Below are 21873 nucleotides of genomic sequence, written 5' to 3' on the forward strand. Positions count from 1 at the left end.
TTAAGCGTGCGTGTCATTTCCGTTATCCCCACCGCGAAGCGCAAAGCCCGAAGAGGTCCATTGACGTAGACGCTGCTCGAGGCTGCCGACGCTGCGGGCTTTTCCGTAGTGACGATAGACCGTTGGCATGGACATCGCCATCGCTCCTGCTTCCAGAAGGGTCAGCATATCCTCATCGGTTTCAAGAGAATTCTGAGCGAACTGCGTGCTTTCCTCAGCAACTGGTGCTGCCGCGCGCGCCGTGACCACAATGGCTTCACGACCCGGCTGCACCGCCTTCATCACTGCAACCTTCGTCGGCGTTGCCGCCGCGTCTTGCACCGCTTCAACACGCGCAAGGGTTTGCTCAGCACCACCTGCTGAAACCACGTCAGACAAGAAGGTCTTTGTCGTCCCGCGGGAGGTTCCAGTCGGAGCCGCGCCACCATCCATGAAGGCGCTGTCGATGTTCTGGTTCATGATGTCTTCTTGGCCCGTCAGACCGCCAGCGTATCCGGTTCCGAACTCCGGCTGGCCGTTTTCGCTCCGCGAACCCGAGCCCGGAAGCTGACCATCTTTCACCCGTTCGTCAAGCAAGCTGGAGGAAACACCGAGGTTGAACAGCCGTTCGATCTTTTCGATATCACGGCCCTCTTCGAACAGGATGCGACCAAAGGTTTCAAAGATCACGTCGACCGAAGCGGCCACACCCATAACGTTGAACTGGGTTCCACCAAAGACGAAGTCGCCATCGTAGCCAGTGGTCACAAGGTCGCCTGCCCCCATGAAATACAGGTCACGTTGCGTGATGACATCGCGGATCAGGCCCGCTGCATCGAAGTACATCAGCAGGTAGTCACCAGCGACAAAGTCACGACCGACTTCCCCATGAACCGCATCACGGCCCGCGCCACCAATGACGATGTCGTTTCCAGCACCACCAAAGATTGTATCGTCCCCGAAGATCGCGGGCAGATAGGCTTCGACCTGAACAAGCTCCATGTTGCCCGCCAAGGTCGGATCCGCATCAATATAGCCCGCATCCCCCATGATGACGTGGCGACCATCATCGGTCGCGGCCTCACCTGTTGCGGTGCGCCCCGTGGCGATGAAGTCGTTGCCGCCACCGCCGATGACAAAGCCCCAACCAGTTCCAGCAACAAGGTTATCGTTGCCCCATCCGGTGGTGTGTTCATCTTCGGTGTGGATCAGCTTGCCATTGGTCGCATCTCGCAAAATATAGCCATGATCGAGCAATACCTGAACCGGGCCATCGCCCAGAACAACGGTATCGTCGTCCGCCCCCATGATCGCGACATGCTCCCCATCGCCCGCCGTCCAGCTGTCTTTCGATGCACTGGTGAGCGTAATCGCGTCTGGCAGGGAGACGATCCGCGACAGGATAAAGGCGGGGTTATCTTGATCCAGCGAACCAAGGTCACCGATCACATAGCCCAAACCATTGCCCTGCACCAAAGTATCGGAGCCGATCCCCAAGATCGCACGCATATCGCCATCACCTGTGGTGAAGCTGTCATCGCCCGCCAGATCGGCCCAATCGGAAGACCGGAAGCTCCGCATTTGGGTCAAATACTGACCCGCGGTCGAGGCCGCAAAGACCAGCTCTGCGTGATCACCAGCAAAGTAGCTGTCGTTTTGCGCAAGGGTCGCAACCGGATTACCATTCGCATCCACTTGGGCCAGAACGGTGTCATTGCCCGCCCCACCGAACACAACATGGCGCAGGCCTTCGCCCAGCTGGAAGCTGTCGTCGTCAGAGTTTGCGGCCACGACCGTTTCCATGCCCGCGTTTGGCGTGTTTGACACGGTCCGAAGCGTGTGGTCCGCGTCAAAGTCGATCAGACCCCAATCGCCAAGCGCAACCACTTCCCCGTCTCCGGTTGTCACGCTATCACCCTTGCCGCCCATGATCATGTAGTGGTTCCCGTCACCCGAGAGGACGGTATCGGCCCCATCCCGCACGGAGAGCGCGTCAGCACGGTAAACCATCTGACGTAGCACGTAGATGGAGGGATCAAGCGGGCTCGGCGTCGCGGTGATCGTGCCACCATCCCCAAGGATCGCAGCGAGACCGTCCCCTTTGGTCAGGCTGTCATTGCCATAGCCAAGGATCACCCGCACATCGCCATCACCGGTGGTGAAGCTGTCATCACCCGCCGCCGAAACATCGTCATCCTGAGACGAGAAGCTGATCATTTGGAAACCGGCAACGGTCGGATCAAAGACCAGCGTGGCACGGTCCCCTGCGAAGTAGCTGTCGTTCTGCGCAAGGTTTGCAACCGGAACCCCATTCGCATCGACTTGGGTCACGACGGTATCGCCGCCGCCGCCGCCCATAACGACCTGCACAGTGCCTTCCCCAAGCGTAATCGTGTCATCGCCAGCGAGACGGCCATAAACGGCAGTCTCGCTCGCAGCAGGTGCGTTCGAGACGGTGTTGATCTTATGATCATTGGAGACCGCGAACACCATTTGGCCATGGTCGCCAAGGACAATCGCGCGACCATCGCCGTTCGTGATCGTGTCGTCGCCTTCCCCGCCAATCGCGAGCATATGCCCCGAGCCCAGATCAATCCGGTCTGCGGCATAGCCAGTCGATCCCGGAAGGCCCGTGAAGTGGGTCCGCCCGTTGCTATCGACAAGCGTTTCAAACAGTTGAACAAGGAACGCTTCATCATCCGGTGTCAAAACAACCTGAGCAGAGTCACCCGCAAAGATCGCCGTGTCACGGCTGTTCGCATTCCCTGAGTTGTCAGACCCGAGGGCAGTCAGAACATCGGCCCCGCCACCGCCCATTGCCAGAATACGGCCATAAGACATGTGGATTGTGTCATTGCCACCCGCGACGTTTTCGATATCGGCCGCAGGAACCTCTTGCCACTTCGTCGCATCGGTAAAGTCGACCGATGCCCAATCACTCACCGATGTTGGGAGGTTCGCGATATAGAGGTAGCGCTTACCATTGACCGGATCGTTGACCCGATCATTGACCGTGACCAAGACCGGCACTGCACCATCCGTGCTGAACTCAGGGGCGAGTTCGTAGTCGAAGGTCGAGGCGTTGCCCAAGGTCAGCACATCGAACATATCCGGCACGATGCGGGTCTCGTTCCCGGCAAAGCCGGATGTACCGGTCATATTTAGATCGAACACGAATTGGCCACGCCCACCGATCGCAAAGGCGTTTCCGACTTCATTCTCGGTCATGCCGTTTTGGAGGGTCGCAGTATCGTTGCCAGCCCCCCCAATGAACACAACCTGATTTGCCGCCGAGGTGATGGTGTCATCATCGCCATAAACCGCTTCGCGCTGATCCATGAAGATCATCTGCTGACGGCCTGCGGTCGCGTAATCCGGCGTTGCGTTATATTGAACCGTCGTGAACGACACATAGTCCCCCGCGACGAACTGGCGGCCCTCACCCAGCGTCATAACATCTTTGCCGACGCCACCCGTGACGAGAACATCCCCGCCGCCAATGTCGATGGTGTCATCATTCGACGAAAGGCTGGTGGAAAGCAGCGCGCTGTTACGCTCCATCGTCTCGTAGTAAAGGAGCGACAACGTGTCAGACAGATCCAGACGCGGATCGAACAGCATCGTTGCGCCATCCCCCGACACGATCTGGCGCAGACCGCTTGCAGAAGCATAGGTCGTCGCAACATCAATATCGTCCGCCCCAAGGCCACCGACCACAACATGGTTGCCGATGCCCAAATTGATGGTGTCATTGCCACCACGATAGGCCTGGGATTCATTCTCACCATTCAGGTCCTGCGGACGCACAGGCGTCAGCTCGGCGCTGGTTGAGACACGGATCAACCGCGGGAACTCGGTGACACTGCCAGCGGTGTAACGGCTGTCCGTTTCTGCAATCCGGTGAACCTGCCCCGCATCCCCCATGACGACAAGGTCGCTTGAGGCATCCGCAGATGCCCCCATCGCAACGTTATTGTCAGCGGACTGGATGATGTCGTTGCCTTCACCCGCGATGATCTGACCTCGCGCCGATCCAACGTTGATCGTGTCATGGCCCGCGTCGCCACGGTTCCAACCGCGCAATTCGATCCCAAGTGCCGGCGAAAGATCCGCAAGCACTTTGTCAAAATCGACAGCCGGCGGGACGGATTTCGCGACTTCAACGATAACCACTTCATCGGCTTCGAAAAGATCGGTGGCCGTTGCGGTGTTTTCATAACCATCCGGCAGGTTGTCACCCGCCGCATCGTTATAGACCATCCGCTCGATCTGAGCGTAATCAGACAACAAGGTCATGGTCTGGACCCGACGGGTCGCAGACGAGGTATCAATGACCGAAACCGTCGGTTTCCATGTCCAGCTATCGGGCAAAGTCGCCAAAACGCCTTTGTTGGTGCCATCAAGCAGGTAGGCCGAGGAATAATCCTGACCGTAAACATCGGTCGGAAGAACGTCATAGGCGCGCTTCTCGGTCAGGATCGTCTCAAGGCTAAAGGCCGCCGGGTTCTGCCCCATGATCTCGCGCAACGTGCCATTGACGAATTGGTCGCCATTAGCCTTCCAAAGCTGGAAGCTCGCCGTCTGAGTCAGATCCGTTTCATAGCCAACCCAAATACGGTCGTTGCCACCGCCACCGATCCAGCGAACGTCGTCGTCACCGATCAGGACAGTATCATCTCCATCGGGCTGATCTTCGAGCGATTTCATGAAGTTGAGATCGGTCGTACCTTCGACGAATTTGATCTCGCCCATGCTGGAGACGATGTTGACATCATACTGACCGACCGCGTTGGTCCCGTCCGCGTTCAGACCGCCAAAGATGGCATCATTGCCACGGCCCGACAGAACCTGCGCATTACCGGCCCCGAACAGGATCCAGTCATCCCCACGCGGGTTGTTTTGCGGCGGACGCGCTGCCGCAATATCGCGCAGTTGGAACATGCGACCGCCCGTGTCGTCACGCAGGCGCAGGCGCGCCTCGTCGCCGACAATGACATGACCAAACGCATGAGAGTCATCTGCATTGCCCGCAAAGATGCGGTCCTGACCCGCGCCCCCAAAGATGATGTTGGTGCCGTTGCGGGTCGCTGCATCCGCCAAGGTGCTCAGGCCCAAGCCGCTCGGCAAGGCGACACCAGAGAAGATCAGGTCATCGCCGCCTTCGCCCAAAAGCTGGGTCGGGGAGGCAAGGCTGTTCCACTCGGCCAGCGGATTACCCCCGCGATATTCGGCCTTCAGGATGCCGTCGCCATCGAGGGCAAGGTCAAGATCCATGAACTGACCAGCATCATCGGTGCGGTCAAACAGGTAGACACCACCGCGCTCCATCCAGCGATCATCGAAAGCTTGGCTGTTGACGTCGATATAGCCCGGCAACTGATACCGAACGAGGTTACCGTTGCTCCCTTGGACCTCGAACAGACGGCCAAGGAAGTCACCGATCAGAACCTCAACCTGCTGACCCCAAAGCGAGTGGTCATTCGGGTCGTTGATCAGCTCTGCCCCGTACCCTTCGATCCAGTCATTGCCAGCGCCACCGATCAAGATATCGAAGCCCGTCGAACCGATCAGACGGTCGTCGCCCGCGCCACCATAGGCATGAACGTTTACCAGAGCCTTCGACAGGTCGATCCGGTCGTTCCCGTCGTTGCCAAAGATTTCCAGTTTGTCATGCGGGTTCAGCGAGGGATCGGCGAGGAATTGCAGCCCGTAGTTCTCGCCATTGAGAGACGGCAGAACGGAGGCAATGTCATCCCCTTTGCCGAGGTAAACGCGGGTCGGCGCCTCTTTGCGGATCGACTTGATCTGCACGGACTTATCGTCCCCGTCACCCGTATACACCGTCACGCCACGGTCAAAGCCATTGGCGACATCGGATTTGTAGCTTCCCGCAATGTAACCTGCCGCGGCGGGGTTGAAGGTCGGATCGACCAAGGTCTGATATTGAACTGCGGTCACCAGCGGCGGCAGCGATTTATCGTCTCCAGCGAAGTGATAGATAACCACTTCCCCTTCGCCGATGGACACCGTGCCCGTGCCATCGGTGTCACCACCCCGGCTCACAACCATGCGCGTTGAGCCCATACCACCGTCAACACGGATGGTGGTGTCGATCCCATCAAGGTTGGAGCTGAGCGCATCATCCGGCGTAGAGCCGATAAAGATGTCGTCGTCCCCGCCACCTGTGAAGATGTTTATCGGCTGCAGTGCCGCTTTGACTTCGACCTTATCATTGGCCGCACCAAGGTAGATGGTGCTCATCTCAAAGCTGTTCAGAGCCACCGATCCATCCGGCCCAGCGCCGCCATCGCGTGCCACAAAGCTGATGCGGGTAAAGTCGATGCGTTGCTGCATCGGGTCGGCCGCAATCTGTGCTGGCGTCGCAACGCTTGGATCATCGGGCTGATAGGGTTTCGCCGAGAAGACAACAACCTGCGCCAACACCGCTTCGGCACGCGCGTTGTCATAGATCGAGATCGTGTCGCGCCCCGTGCCGCCGATGAGAACGGCTTTGGACAGGATGCTCTCGATCGAGCCCACAACCCCTGCGTAACGCGGATTTGCACGCTCCCATTTCGCCTGAAGGGCCGGAACGTTTGCCGCAAAGACCTTGAAGTCGATCGTGACGAACCAATTGTTCAGCGCGGTAAGAACATCCGAGATGCTTGCGGTGAAATCGATACCGTCGATCAGCGCCTGCGAATACAGGTCTTGGGACTTCGCATTGATGCGATCAAGCACGCTCTGGTAGCCGACAAACCAATCCCGCAGTTCTGGTTCGAGGTCAGCAACGAACTTCCCATTCAGCGCAAGCTGTTCGGCCTTATCCGCAGCAAGTGCAGCGGCATCAACCGCCGCCATGTCCAGCTCTGCCAGCCAGGCGTCGAGCGCATCGGTATCCGCTTCGACATTTTCATAGGCCGCCTGCATCAGCAGATCACCCACCGTCAGCCCATTGGTCAAGGTGACCGCGTTGAACCAATCCTGAATGGCTTGGCTATAGGCGGTGACATTTGTGGACAGCATCGTGATGCGGTCCTTGATTTCCGACATGGCACCGACTTGAACCACATCGTCCCCGCCGCCAAGCGACAGCACGAGGTAGTCGATGTCTTTATCAACGCCCGACAGAATAAAGTTGTTCTTCGCGTCACCCAACTGGATACGCACCAACTCGAGGTTATCAAAAACGATCCCCTGCGAGTTGCCACCGAAGCCGGTCAGCCAGCCGAAGGTTTCATTGTCTGGGCTATCGGTCGGGATCAGTTCATCTTCGGACGGAACATAAGACTGACCATAGATCGCCTTGAGCGCGCGGATCTGGATCTCGCGGGCCGTTGTGACCCCAAACTCACCATCCGCACGGCTACCGTCTGTGCTGCCGTAAAGTTTGACATCAACGCTGTCCGCCCCTGCCGACCCGTCAAGGGTGACGAGGTTGTCAAACGCGCTCAGGTCATCTTGGCGACCAATCCGGACAGAGTCAGGCGAGAAGCGTTTGCGTTCGCTTTGCGTTGTGGACGCAACCGGAACCATAACCACCGTCGCGACCTGTTTGATCCGGGTGTAGCCCGGAACAACAACCTGCCGCACCGTTTCTGTGCCATCCGCATTCACAATCCGCTCGACACGGGTGAAGCCCGGAACGAACTCTTCCACATCTTCGTAGACAATGGTCGGGACCAAAGCCGCCGCCGCAGTGGTATCAAGATCAATGGTTTGCGAGTCCGGATTGAACACGCGCGCGGGACCACCGATCTGGATATTGTCGTTGCCGCGGCCCGCATTGATCGTCAGACGGGTTTGCGCATTCACGCCGTAAACATAGATCGTGTCATCGCCGTCGATGGAGTTGATCTGGATATTCTCGACGTTCTTGACCGAGCCAAGGTCGACGCCCGCGCCTTTGATCTGCTGAACCCCGTCATCATCCACGAAGACGATGAATTGATCGCCGATCTCCGTGCCTTCAAGGATGAAGGTGTCAAAGCCCGAACCACCGTCGATATGCAAAGGTGCGTTGCGGTTGTAGCCAACCTTGTTCTTCCCTTTGCCGGAACCAAGGTTCGTGATGCCCAGCGTCGCTTTCACAAAGAAGGTATCGTCGCCAGCGTCACCGAAGAGCCATGTCTCGCCCTTGTTGCGGTACACTTGGAAGTAGTCATTGCCGCCGCCACCAAACAGACGTGTATCGGTCGACGTCCCCGCCGTGGTCTCAACAACAGATACGGTGCCTTCGCCATCTGGGTTCGGGGCCTGACGGACCTCGATGATCGACCCGATGTTGAAGGCATCTTTGCCGCCGTGACCGAACGCATAGGTCAGCGCACTGGTGTTATCGAAGCTAAAGACATCCGCCGCATTCGAGCCGTGGATAAAGACCTCATCTGCGCCGAAATAGTTCAAGAAGCGCTGCGATGCTTTGACCGTGGAGGCTTGCAACTCACCGTTTTCAAGACGGTAAGCGATGCCGCCATCTGCCGCGACCGCAATCTGCGTCCGCGACATGTCGAACAGGTAGGAATCCTGCGCCAAATCAAGAAGCGAGAAGGCGCGTTGTTCTTGCCAGCTGACCGCCGTTTCCGGGATCGCGTTGATACCAACAACAATCCGGTCACGGTTGAGGAAGCTGACCGAGCTATAGGCCGCCGTCCGGCTTGTCGACCATTGCGACAAGTCAGACAGGACAAGGATTTTACCAGACCCGGAACCGCCATCGAAGCCAAGCGCAAGACCTTCAAGCGAGACGCTCGTATCCAAAGAGGTCGCCGATTGAATGGTCCCAACACCGTCATACCGGACAGAGCCCAGTCGGATTTCTGCAATATCGAAGGCGGTGTTGCCCTCGGCATCTTGCAGCGCACCGTTCAGGTCCGTTGTATCGGCCGGAAGCACCGTGATTTGCCCCGCAAGCGAGACATTCGCCAGTTGCGCCGTGAAGACGGCAATCGAGAGCAGACCTTTTTCCGGGTCGAAGCTGATCACTTCCCCAACATGGTTCGCGCCGATGTACACTTCGTCGCCCTGGGCCGGGTCAATCTCTGCACGGTTTTTATCGGCCACAACGCTGTTTGCGCCCGGACGATGCAGAACCGCCGAGATCACCGCATCCACGCGCAGGTCGGTGATGGTGCCCGTCACGCTTTGCGGCACAACCGCATCCGAGGTCCACTTGACCCCGATGCCGTTCTCAATCGCGGAGGCATCCATCAGGGCGTCTTTGTTGATCAGCACTTCGTAATAATCGCCACCCGCAGACCCGAGCACGCGGCCAATCTCAACGTCGGTCGTTGCAAACCGCAGGGCTGTCCCTGCCTTCACGGCCGGAGAGCCCGAGAGTTGGACAAGCACACGCTCGCCCACGATAACGGCCCCACTCGCGTCGATGTCACTCGACAGCGTGTAGCCGTTCAGCACAAGCCCGCCCAAGGTGGTGTTCAGGGCCGCCTCACCCGTCAGGTTCGCTTTCAGACCGGCAAGGGTGATTTGTTGGAGTTCCCCATTCCAATCCGTGACGCGGCCCGTTGCGATCGTCGTTGCCCCCGATTTCAGGGTGAACTGCTGGTTCGCAAAGAATTCTTTCGGAGCCGAGCTTTGCAGACCGCTCGCCCGAGAGGTCATGTAATCGGCAAAGCTGAGACGCGTCGTTTTGCTATCCGTTTCGCCGTAAGCAACCGGTGCCGAAATCAAAGATCCAGCCTGCGCCAAGCTCATGCCATCCATCAAGACCGGGTCCTGAAGGTCTTGCCATGTGACTTCGACAAACACGCGGAACTTATACGGGTTCGAGGCATCGCCGAGGTCTTGAATATCCAAGACCGTGGCTTGGTCCGGCATCACCGCACTGCCATTGAAGGTCGCGCCGTTGAACTCCAGACGGTCATTCACAATCGGACGCAGCGGCTGAACGATGCCTTCGCTGATCAGCGTTTCTTTTGCCGTAAGCTCTGCCAGCGGATCTGCCGCCAGCTTCGCAAGAACACTCGCCTCGGACGGGGCCAGCGAAACAGCCGAAACCTTAAATTCGGACGGAGTCGCGCCATCATAAGCCGCAACAACAAGGCTCTGCCCATCCAAAACGACCGTCGAGCCCGCACCAAATCCGGATGTCGAGATCGCACCATCAAGCGAAATCGTGACCATCGAATAGGTGTCATCATAAGAAACGGCCGTGATCGTTTGGCCCGTTCCCACCGCAACGGTGCCAACAAGGGGCGAATGCGGCGTGTAGCTTAGCTCAATCGCGTAAACGTCACGAAGCGCGTTAGACCCAACCTCGACCGACCAATCGGCTGTTTCGCGGTTGTCAGCGGGCCAACCCGCCGCATTATCGACGGGCTCATAGATCTGCGTAATCGACGCCGGGTCAACAACCCAGTCGTTTTGCCCCAGATAGTCGTCCGCGCGGCCAATCTTCAACTCGGTCACGCCATCGAAGATATCGCCATCACGGCGCAGCGCGACAGTGACCGTTTTACCCGCGTTCGACACAGCCGTGACGGTTGCAACGATCCCTTCGGCGGTCAGGACATCGCCGACAATCAGACCGCTATCCGCCGCGAAGGTCAGGTCTTGGGTGATTGTATCAACTTCCCACTCAAGCTCAGAGAGGTTCACTTTGGCGGTGTATTGCTGTTCGGCAGCCTGCACGAAGGCAGAACTGGCGCCTCCAAGGTGGAACGCGGCCACGCGATCTGCCGTTGCGACACGCACCAAGCCCGTGGTCGGGGCCGCAACGCCCTGCCCCAAGGCAACGGTGAGCGTGTAACCGGATGCCATATCGCCCGACACGCTCTCAACACGACCAAAGATCGTATCGGACCCTGCCATTGAAATAACCTGCGCGAAGCGCGGCGTGCCCGTATTCTCGCTGTGTTCGATATAGACAGCCGCATTTGCGGAGAGCGTCACCTCAACGGTCCGCTTGCCGGTTTCTTCATCGGTCGTGACGGCGGAAACCGCGCTCATATTGGCAATCTGATCGAAGGCTTCCGCCAAAACGATCTTCTTGCCCGTCAGATCAATACCGCTCCAACCATTCGTGCTGCTGGCGGCGATGGCTTTCACCACACGCGATCCACCAACCGGGTTGATCGCAGCCGCCGCATCAAACGATGCCTGCGTGGCCGCCGCATCAATCCGCGCCGTTGCGACCAGCGCGCCGGTGGCTTCGTCGAGGACATAGACATTGGTGTAATCCGCATCGAGCGGCCAATTGCCTTCGGCCCGCACCAGCGGGATCGTGATCGAAACATTCACCCCAGAAACCGCGATGCCAAAGTCACCATGGTTGTCGCCAATGTCATCGCTGAACAGAACTTTATCATCCAGACGATAGACGGGCGCTTCCCGCAGGTAGAAGGCATCCCCAAGATTATCCGCGAGGTTCGCCTCAGAACGGTCGCTCTCAACGATTTCGACCATGATGATGCGTTCATTGGGATCCCAGCCAATGATGCGGCCACTGTCCAGACCACGCGCGCCCGAAGCCGTCGGCGCGGACGAGACATAAAGCCCATCCCGCGTCGGATCGGTGATCACCGTGTTGAAGGCGGCAGGATCAATCTCGGTGGTGGAGGTCTGAAGCCCTTCGGCCACCAGATAATCGATAATCGCTTGTTCGAAGCCAGGCTGCGAAATCTGATCAATGCGGATTTGCCACCCCGACGGACCGAAGGACACGTCAAGCGAGCCAGAGCCGACGAAGATCTGCGCAAGACTATCGCTGTAGGTATCCCCCGCACGCGACAAAAGTTCGATCTGTTCGCCCGTATTGAACGGCTGGAACGGAACACGGACGCGGTTAAACGTCAGATCATAGGTGCCATCACCGGTCGGGTTGCCGTAGGCATCCAAATTGCCGCCGAAATAGCCAATATCGAACAGAGTCCGCCCGTCTTCGGAAATGAGGCCATCGCCGGTGACAAAACCGAACTGGTTGATCAAGCTGTTGCCAACACCCGTCCAAACAATCTGCTTGTTCAGAAGCTTGAGGTCGGTAGGCTCCGTATTCACGACGGTACCGGTATGTGCATTCGCGCCGACCGCCACGTATTCGGACCAAATACGATCCCCGAAACCAACCATATTCGTATCGGTATCGTGGTTGAGCGTAACGTGCAGTTCGCCTGCCCCGGCTTTGTAGACTTTGACCTTACCGATTTCGACCGGGGTCCAAGTGCCGGCCACATCAACCATCGAATACACAGGCTGATCTTCGATAAAGATCCCATCGAAGCCCGCAGGCATACGAATAATGGCCGTGTCGAGGTTGATCACGATGCTATCGGTCGAAACGGCAAAACCAAGGCCAGACGACAGGCCAAGTTCGGTCGTTGTCTCTGCCCCGCTATCCCCGATCGACAGGTTCAGCTCGGAGGTATCAATCGACAGCCCCGCAACCGTCGTCAGCGCCGAGGTCACCCCCCCGTTTAGATGCGCCACGGTCAGATTGTTGTAGAGGTTCTGGGTGAGACCAGAGAGCTTCACATCTGTGGTCATTTCAGTCTTGGCCACGCGGTTCGCCGCCATGGTCAATGCCTGCTCAGAACCATCCACCTGCGCCACCAAACGCAGCACAGGCTGATCGGTTACAGCATGCGCTGTCGGGCTCGCATAGAGCGCCATATCGCCATAGGCGAGACGGGCACGCTCTGCGCCAGACTGGGTGATCGACGGGCTCTCAAAGCGGAAGCTAATGGTGCCATCCTCCGTATCCGCGCCCCAGATCAAGACCGCATTGCCGAAGGAATCGTAGAGACGGATCGGGTCTTCCGATGTTGCCGTTTCAAGCACATCGAACACCCGAACGGTGGCCGAGATTTCGAGCGGGGCCGCTTCCACAAACGTGAAGCGACGGGCACCAGAAGCGGCGCCCTCCGCACCAACTTCGCGCTCAAGGCGAAGGGTCGGGCGGATTTCGTCTGTCAGGTCCAGCGCGACCGATATGTTGAAGGTCTTGCCTTCGCCCGCATCATAAAGCGCCACACCCGATTTCAGCAGGGCCGCCGGGCCACTGATGTCGATCAAGCCGAGGGTCACGTTGACCGCCGTCAGCGTGATCGCAACAGGTTTGCCCGTCGCATCAACGGCGTAAAGCGTGACGCTCCCATTTTCGGCCAAACGCTCGGACAGACCTTTGCCGACGGTTTGAACCGCCGCCATGTCACCTTCGACAAGCACTTCATAGGTGTAATCGCGCTTCATCTCTGGCGACAATGCACCGTCGAGCGTGCTGACTCGTGCAGGCGAACGCAGCGTCCAAGTTTCTGCGGTTTCATCCGCAACTTGTTTCAAGACCATGCCTTCTTCGATCATGCCATCGAGCACAGTCACAGACCCGCCGCTCGATTTCACAACCGCCGTCACAGCATTGGTGACGGCATCCCGCGCCACCCAATAATCCGCGACCGCGCCACGCAGATCGGTATCCACCACGACACCGGTGCCAGCACCAGCCGACAGGCCCGCGCCTTTGAGCGAAAGCAGGAATTGCGGGCCCGTGGCCCCAAGGGCCTTCAGACCAATGATCCCTTCGGCATAGGCATTTCCACTCGCGTCTTCGGGCAAAGTGGTATCGGTGATGAAGGGCAGATCGCCATCCAGAAGCTTCGCGGTCAGCTCAGTGCCCAATTGCGATGTCACGAGGATCAGGGCGCTCGTGGTGCCCGTCGACAGTTCGAGGAAATCACCCGCTTGCGGCAGCGCGTAGGCCGCGCCGGTATCGTCTTTCAACGCCTCAATCGGCAGCGTGAACTCCAGCGCATCCGCGTAAGAGCTATCCAGCGCGATCCGGCGCGTTTTCAGTTCGATCGTGTCAGAGGTGCCCAGAACCGTGAAGGTGTCCCCAATGACCGGGCGACCGCTCAGAATTTGGCCTGTGCCCGCTCCGGTAACGTGAATAATCGCGTCACCATTTTGGAGGTAAGTGCCGTCTAGTGATGCCAAATCTTCGGTTTCAAAGCGGATCACCCCGGCGGCAGCGCCCGCAGAAATCGCGGTTTCCCCAAGGGTGATGATCGCGGTCGGCTCTGTCTCGCCAAACTTCGCAATGCCAAACTCATCGACAACCGCAAGATGCTCGACATTGTCGCTGTCAACATAGGTCAGCCGGTCGTCGATAAAGCCCGTACCCAAACGCCCCGAGAGCAGGTCAAACGTGACCGTCGTCGCGGTGACAGCCGTGATATAAATCACCGCATCCACCTGATCATTCACAACGGTCCACACCTCACCAACCGCTGGCAAGGTCGCGGTGGTCGCCCCGGCAAAGGCCTTGAGGTCGAGCGTTGCTGTTGTGAGGGCTCGCGTCGGCGCGGCAAGACCGCTTGCGACACCGTCAAGCGCGGCGGTCCCATCCGTTGTAATCCAGCGCCCTTCAAGCAGGCTCACCGTCACGGTGTCAGCATCATAAGCCTCGACGCGGTAAAGCGCATCCGACCCTGCTGCCGGATCGACAATGATCTGACCCAGCGCAACGTCATCGGCACTCGTCGCAGGATCATCCCAGTTTTCGAGAACGATGATCGGGTTGTCGGCAAAATGCTCCGCATTGCGGATGTTGAGCGTAACAAGCTCCGACGTGCGATCGACGGTAAAGACGTTGTTGCCGCTTTGGATTGTGCCGCTGATCAAGCGACCCGCAAGCGAGCCCAGCGCCGCATCGACAGATTCCACCCGCAGCACCGCATGCGGCGAGACTGTGGCTTCAAGCTGCGACCCGGTCACAAGCGTCTTATCCGCATCCACTTTGACAGTGATGGATTGGGAGCCGACAGCCTCGGTGGTGCCAATCGCTTGAACGGCTCCACCCACATCTTGGTAGACTTTTCCACCAATCGCCCCTGCCGGCGAAACATTGGCGTTCTGGTACTCGACTTTCGCGCTACCGTTACTGACAGAGGTAATCACGATATCAACGACTTGGCTCAGGCCCGTCGAAGACGTCAGGATCATACTATCATCGCCACTGCCGATCCAAAGCGCGTCAGTCTTCGCAAGGGTGATGCTGTCATCCAGATCAACAACCATCGCTTTGGTGGTGTTGTTCCAAAGGGTTACCGTACCGATACGTTCAAACGTCCCGTTGTTTTCACGCCGCAACGTTGTTTCGGAAACGAAGCTTTCCAAGGCGTCATCGGTCACGCTCAGGATAACCCCCTCACCGCTCGCGACCCCGAGCAGGTCAAAGGCGAAGGTGACCTCACCCGAGGCCGTCCCATTCGGCCACAGCTTCAGCGTATCCGCCGCATCAAGGATCACCCCAGCGTTCAGATCGACAGAAATCGACTTGGTGCTTTCCGCGACTTTCCAAAGCGCCGTATCGGCAAAGTTGACCGAGCCCCAATCGGAAACAGCGAGGTTCGCGCTTCCGATGTAGAAATAACGCGCGGCGCCATCTGCGATCAGATCATTGGTTTGCACCGTGATCGAAGCGCCGTCAGCCGTATCGTATTTCGGTTCGGCGGTAGAGATTTCTCTCAACGTGCCGATGATTTGGCCATCCCGCACCAAGGCCGTTTCGAGGCTGAAGTCTGGCGCCGGAACCGCGACCGACCCGTTCACCGTAAAGCCCACGGTGCCACTTGCACTTGTGATGTCGCCGGACGCGACATCAATCGGCGATGTGCGCGCTTCGTCAATGACCAGAAGGTCACCGTTTGCAATTTTCGCCACATCCGCAGCGGTCGGGATAGACATCGACACAAGTGTCCCGTCGATGGCCGCAACCCCAATAACTTCAAAGGCTTCGCCCTGCTCCGGCACGCCCGTCAGATTTTTGAGCAACAACTCACCGGTCTGACGGCTATAGCTCGCAAGTGTCGCAATGACACCAGATTTCACGCCGCGCAGCACCGTACTGTTTTCAACCAAATCAACGAATTCGCCATTCGCTGAATTGACCAAGACGCGCGCGGTTTCCATGCCAACCAGCAAGTCGCCATCGCTGTAAATCGCGTTGTCAGACAAGGTCACGATGTTGTCCGAGAACGCCTCGACGCCAAAGCGGGTTACGCCCGCCGTCGAACGCGCAAGATAGGCATCCGATCCGTCACGACCGTCGATTTCAAGGCGCTGCGTAGTGCCTGTCATGTCGAAGGTATCGTCTTGCGAGGTGCCAGAAAGCTTCAGAACCTCCATATCCCAGAGGTATTCGACCTGCGTAGCACCGCCCTGCTCGATCCGAACCTGTTGGCCATCCACCGTGAACTGAACGGCGTTCGTGTCGCCGCCTTGCGCTTTTGCATCATAGACATAGGTATCGCGGCCACCGCCATCGATGATCACGTCGATGCCAAGACCCGCATCAACGGTATCGTCCCCATCCCCAAGCGAGATGATCTCATCTTGCTTGGAGCCGATGAAGTAGTCGTCGCCGTCGCCCAGCTCGATTGACCGAACCAGACCACCCGCGCCACCTTGCAAGATCTGCTGACCCGACAAGTCGACCGTATCATTGCCTGCGCCGGTTTCGATGCGCACGGTATCTTCTTCACCCGTTCCACGCGCCGTATCACGCAAGGTGATCGACTGGAGGAAGGTGCGATTGCCGTTTCCGTCTTCGATATGGGTTTTGTAGGTGGATTCGTCCGCGCTGACCGCAAGCGAGGTGATGTAATCGCGCTCGGCTTCTTCATCCGCCCCAAGAATACGCACAACATCTGTTGCACGGTCCCCAGGTGCATTTTCAGCGATGGACCCAAGCTGAAGAATGATCTTCGTCGCATCAACACCGGTCGCGGCACGCCGCACAACGATGCTGTCTTCGTAAAGACCGGTTTTGATATCAATGGTCTCAGTGTTCACCGCTGTCAGGGATTCAAGGATCGCATCGCGCCAGTTGATGAGGGTGCTATCGTCTTCACCGCTCAGAATTTCGATGGAGTCTTTTGACGCCGCGCCACCCATAAATTCAGCCGCATAGAGGTCCAGAACGTCAGAGTTCCCGCCGCCGCCGTCAACGACGTCGATATCATCCCCGACGACCCAACGGATCGTATCGGAGCCAGACCCACCCAAGACAGCGTCCTGATCCTCGCCACCGACGAGCAGGTTCACACCGGAGACGCCCATCAAGCGGTCGCGGCCTTCGCCACCATAGAGTTCGTCACGCCCCGACCCTGCGTTCAATTGGTCGTCGCCGTCCTGACCGTAAAGAATATCTGCGCCAGCATCACCGAAGATCACGTCATCGCCGAATTGACCGTAGATCAGGTCGTCGCCGTCCCCACCGTAGATCATGTCGCCGTCACCCAGCTGGCCAGAGTTGGCCGTGCCGTAGAGTGAACCCGCTTCATCGCCGTAAATGATGTCGTTCCCGGCATCGCCGTAAAGCGTATCTGCGCCCGAGCCACCGATCAGTTCGTCGTCGCCCGCGCCACCGAAGAAGGTAACCGCGCTATCGCCGTATTGGACAAGCTTGTCGTTTCCAGCGCCACCGTCGAAATAGATCTCGGCATCCGCATAAGAAATCAGGTTATCGCGCCCGGCCCCCCCACGGATGGTCGCTTTGCGCGTGAAGGTGTCTGCGATGATGATCTCATCATTGCCGTCCCCCCCGTCAATGACAACCCGCACAACATCGTCAAAGCGCTGCAGGTCGCCTGCGTTATCGACCATAACGCGACCGTCTTGCGTCTCGTGAATGGTGATACGGTCCGCACCCGAAGAGGTGTAGACATAGAGCGTGCCGTTATCAACGTAACCCAGCGGCTGGAGTTGGAAGTGTTTGTGGTAGTCGAACCGCCACAACACGACATCGACCAGTGTCGCTTTTTTCGAGAAGATGGTGATCGTCACGAACAAAAGCTTCAGCTTGATCTCGACGAAGGCCCAGATCTTTGCCCGCACCTCGGCGCTGATGTCAAAGAGACCCAGCGGATCGCGTTGGATCATGTAAGCGAGTTCGTCGATATAAACTTTACCGTCGTAAGTCCCTTCGCGGCTTGCAACGTCGTTCATGTCAAAATTGACGGTCGCGAAAATGCCACCGGCAACACCGGCTTTCACCGACATGATGATAAAGTCGCCACCGATCTGTGCGGATGCAAAGACCTCGAACCCGATTTGAAGCTCGATACGTTCCGAACCGTCATCGTTCCAGTCGCGCACGTGGAGCCCGAAGAACAGATATTCCGGGTTGTTCCACCCGCTGTCGCGGAACAGGTTCAGACCGCGGCTGTCGAAGCCGAAGCTTAGGTTGACGCGTGCATAGATCCCCGCGCCAAATGTTGCAGACAGGAACGGCGCCCAAATCCAGATGTCTTTACTGACTTTCCCCTCAACGTAGAGTTCCGGCAGGTCAAAGACGACAAGGTCAACATTGCTTGCGCCGGTGAACAGGCCAATGGCGGTGGCTGGATCATTTATGATCGGGAAGCGCAGCCCTTCGAGCGCCTTCGATTTGTTGAGGAAGCCCTTGGATTTTGCAGAGGCCTTCTTCGTGCTGGTGTCAGACGTCGGGCGCGTGGAGGACGAGTTGGATTTGCCCGTCGATGCCTGCGAGACCGGGTCAATCGACTTGTTGCCGTTTTCTTTCTTAACAGCGTTGTAGTCATATTTTTGCTGTTTGCGCGCATCGCGACTGCCGCCGGAAAGCTGATAATCGCCAAAGCGGATCATCACACCATTCGCGTCATCGGGGTTCGGCAGCGCATTGATCAGGTCAATGATCCCTTTCACCACCTTGAAGAACGCAACATAATTGGCAGCCTTTGCACCGCCAAACATCTCAATCATGTTCAGCAGAGAGGTCGGGCGGCCCATCAGCGTCGAGATGACCGGCAGCGGATCAAGAATGGGGTCAAGCGCATCGCCGACCGGACCGGTGATCTTCTTCACCTCTTTCAGGATCGGCCCTGCAAACTCGGAAATGAACGACCCAAGGTCGAGGCGCATATCGGCGAGCAAAACGTTCGGCGTGCCACCAAACGCACTTTGCTTCACACCCGTGGTCAGGTTGATATCGGCAAAGACCTGACTGTAATGGAAATCGGTCAGGAAGCGCGGGAACTGCGTCGAACCTCCGAACGAGCCGACAAGCGCGAGGCTAACTTCCGCACGCGCTTTGAATTGCGCATCCACAACCTCTTTGAATTTGACACCGCGCAGTTCTTTGACAAGCGACAGACGACCATCATCCAGACGACCACCTTTGCCCGCATTCGGGTCTTTGATGTCAACGGTCAGCGCAGCAGACAGCTCCTTGTGACCGTCTTTGAGCAGGTTGGTCACCTCGAAATCGAGGAAGCCCAACGACGCTTTCATATAAGCATCGTCGTTGAGGTCACCATAGGCTTCGAGGATCAGTTCATTCTGACGCGAAGTGTCGATGTAGAAGTCGAGCGCGCCGTCGATGTAGCTGACACCAAAGCCGAGGTAGAGGTCATATTGCATCCCCAGCGTAATAACGGCATCCGAGTCGAACGAGAGCGGCAGGCCCGGCATAGCACCAGTCACGTCGATATCGACACGGATCGGGTCGAAGATATCCCCCATCGCGCGGATACCGATCTTCAGATCGTCGAAGGCGTCGGACAAGACGACATCAACATCGTCATAGGTGACGATTGCCGATCCATCTGCGGCAACGAAATCAATCCGGCCACCCGTCGCATCTTCGATGGTCTGGAAGAGATCGAAGAGCGCGTATTGCAGCAGATCAACCGTTGTGAACTCGCCATCGCGCTTGGATTTCTCGGTGCGGATGAGGTTTTGCAGATCCCCCAAGGCATCGTCCACCGGGTCGACAAGGGTCGAGCCAATGAAGGACGCACCGCGCCGCAGCGCATCGCCGATGAACGGGAGGTCCATCTTGAACAAAGGCGCTTGGCGGATGGTTTTATCCAGCGCATCCAGCATCCCGCGCAGACCATCAACAAGCAGCAGCGGGTCTTGAATAAACATCCCCAGACCCAGTTGCGGGACAGGGTTCGGGACGTAGTAATACAGGCGATCTTTGCCAATCAGGCTATCTGCGATCAGGTCATCGCTGCCAAGGTCATACCCGATAAAGATCGCGTTGCGCGCGAAGGACGCGCCGCCCTCGTTGATCCAGTCGACCAACTCACCGTAACCGTCCGCATCGTCAGAGGCATATTTTGCATAGCGATCGGCTTCATCGGTGATGAAAGCACCGTTGACAGCCGCACTTGACCCCGTAAGAGCGGTGCCAACCGGGAAGTACACAGGCAAGATAAGCGCGGCGCGCCCCGTCGATTTCAGCTTGAGGGAAATCGTGCCGCCCTGCGCGACATCGGTTTCGGTGACATAGCGAATGCTCGCAAAATCCGTATCGACGAACTTGCCAACGGCATTACGCTGAACGGCACCATCCCCGTCGATGGCAAAGGTCGCCTCTTCGATCGACGCCGAAAGCTTTGCACCGGGGATAAAGGTCAGCCCCGCGGACAGAACAGCTTCATCCATATAGGCACGGGTGGCCATGCCGACAAAGACGCCCGACTCCGCTTTCAATGTGGTCGAGAATGTCGGGCTCGCAACGGTTCCCCCAATGGCCACCGACACGCCGCCCTGGACGCCCGTTGTAAAGGCGAACTGCAGGTCAATCGGGTCCATCTCCACATCGACATCAATCCCCAAGGCGCGCATCGCATTGAGTTCGTTGCGCGGCAGATAATCGCTCGGACGGATCGTTTTGGTGAAGGTTGTGGGGACCGTGACGCCGTAGGCGCCAAGCAACTTGAAGATGTCGATCGAGAAATCGATATCAAGGCGATTGGCAACCAATGCCCCGTCGCTATCGCGCCCGAAGACAAAGCGCGCTTCAAAGACGATGCCAGTCATCGTCTTCGTGCCAGCCGGTTGCTGCAGCAGAGTTTCGTAGAAGAGCGCAATCAGCGACGAAACAGAGGCATTCTCGTTCGCATTCCCCGGCTGCGTCGACACTTTCAAATCGTTGAGCACACCAAGGATCGACGATGGGTCGCTATCATTTCCGATGACGCTCGCCAATTGCGCATCAATCCCCATCAGCTCTGCCAAGGTCTCGTTCACGAACGGAACATCGAAGCTGGTCAGCGCCGTGTTGATGCCATTTACAAGGGTGTAAAGGTTGTCGAACAGCATGGTGAACGACACCGGCTGCGCCGCGATATTCGCAAGCGTATTCAGCACATTGAAGTCGAACGAGAACTCGTCTGAAAACTCATAGGCCGCCGCAAGGAAGCTGTTTGCGCGAAGCGTATCGAAGCCCGTGATCGTATTGGCGGTATCGAACAGCGTCACCCCTGTGAGGCTACCATTGCTGATGATCACCTGCGGATCGAGCGACAGTTTGAAGTCCAAAACCCGCGCACCGAACTCAAGCGCACCAACAGTAACTTCGCCAAGAACCGGAACTTGAACGGCAAGACGCTCTTCAGAAGTCAGATCAAGATCATAGCCATCCGAAGCCATCAGCTTATCGCCAACCGCCGTGCCTTTGGAGGTAAAGCCCAAGGCCAGGAACGAGGTCGCATCTTCGATGGCGACATTGGCACCGGTTGAAGAATTGACCATGCCGATCTTCAGCTTATCGGCCTCAGCCGCCGCCTCAGAAGACGTGCTGACGGACACAGATGCCCCACCAACATCGAAGGCCGCTTCCATCGAGGCGGAGGTCGTCTCAACGCCGACATCCAAGAGCAGTTTCGTCTCTTTCCCGATGAAGGCCTTCGGATCGGTCACATCATTCAGATCGAGACCGAGATCGAGTTTCAGACCCGCCGCAATCGATAGTTTGCCGTCATAATTGCCTTCAAGCTTGAACAGCTGGTCGAGTGCACTCGCGACAGAGGCATCAATGCCGTTGATCTCACCGATCAAGGATTGGATGTCGATACTCTGGTCGATGTCCAGATCGACCTGCTTGCGAATGTCGATACCAAAGACGAG

The 21873-nt window shown here is 57.7% G+C and carries 1 protein-coding gene (running past one end of the window); it reads right to left on the reverse strand.

Features of this window, described 5'->3' with window-relative positions:
- Window positions 1–21873 carry the 3' portion of a DUF4347 domain-containing protein gene (locus tag BW967_RS05650; protein WP_076484088.1) on the reverse strand. Its footprint extends 20679 nt past the window's final position, so only the last 21873 of its 42552 coding nucleotides appear in the window; its start codon lies beyond the right edge, outside the window — the gene reads right to left on this strand; its stop codon occupies window positions 1–3.

Origin of the sequence: Rhodobacter aestuarii (assembly GCF_900156655.1) — a bacterium.
Lineage (GTDB): Bacteria > Pseudomonadota > Alphaproteobacteria > Rhodobacterales > Rhodobacteraceae > Rhodobacter > Rhodobacter aestuarii.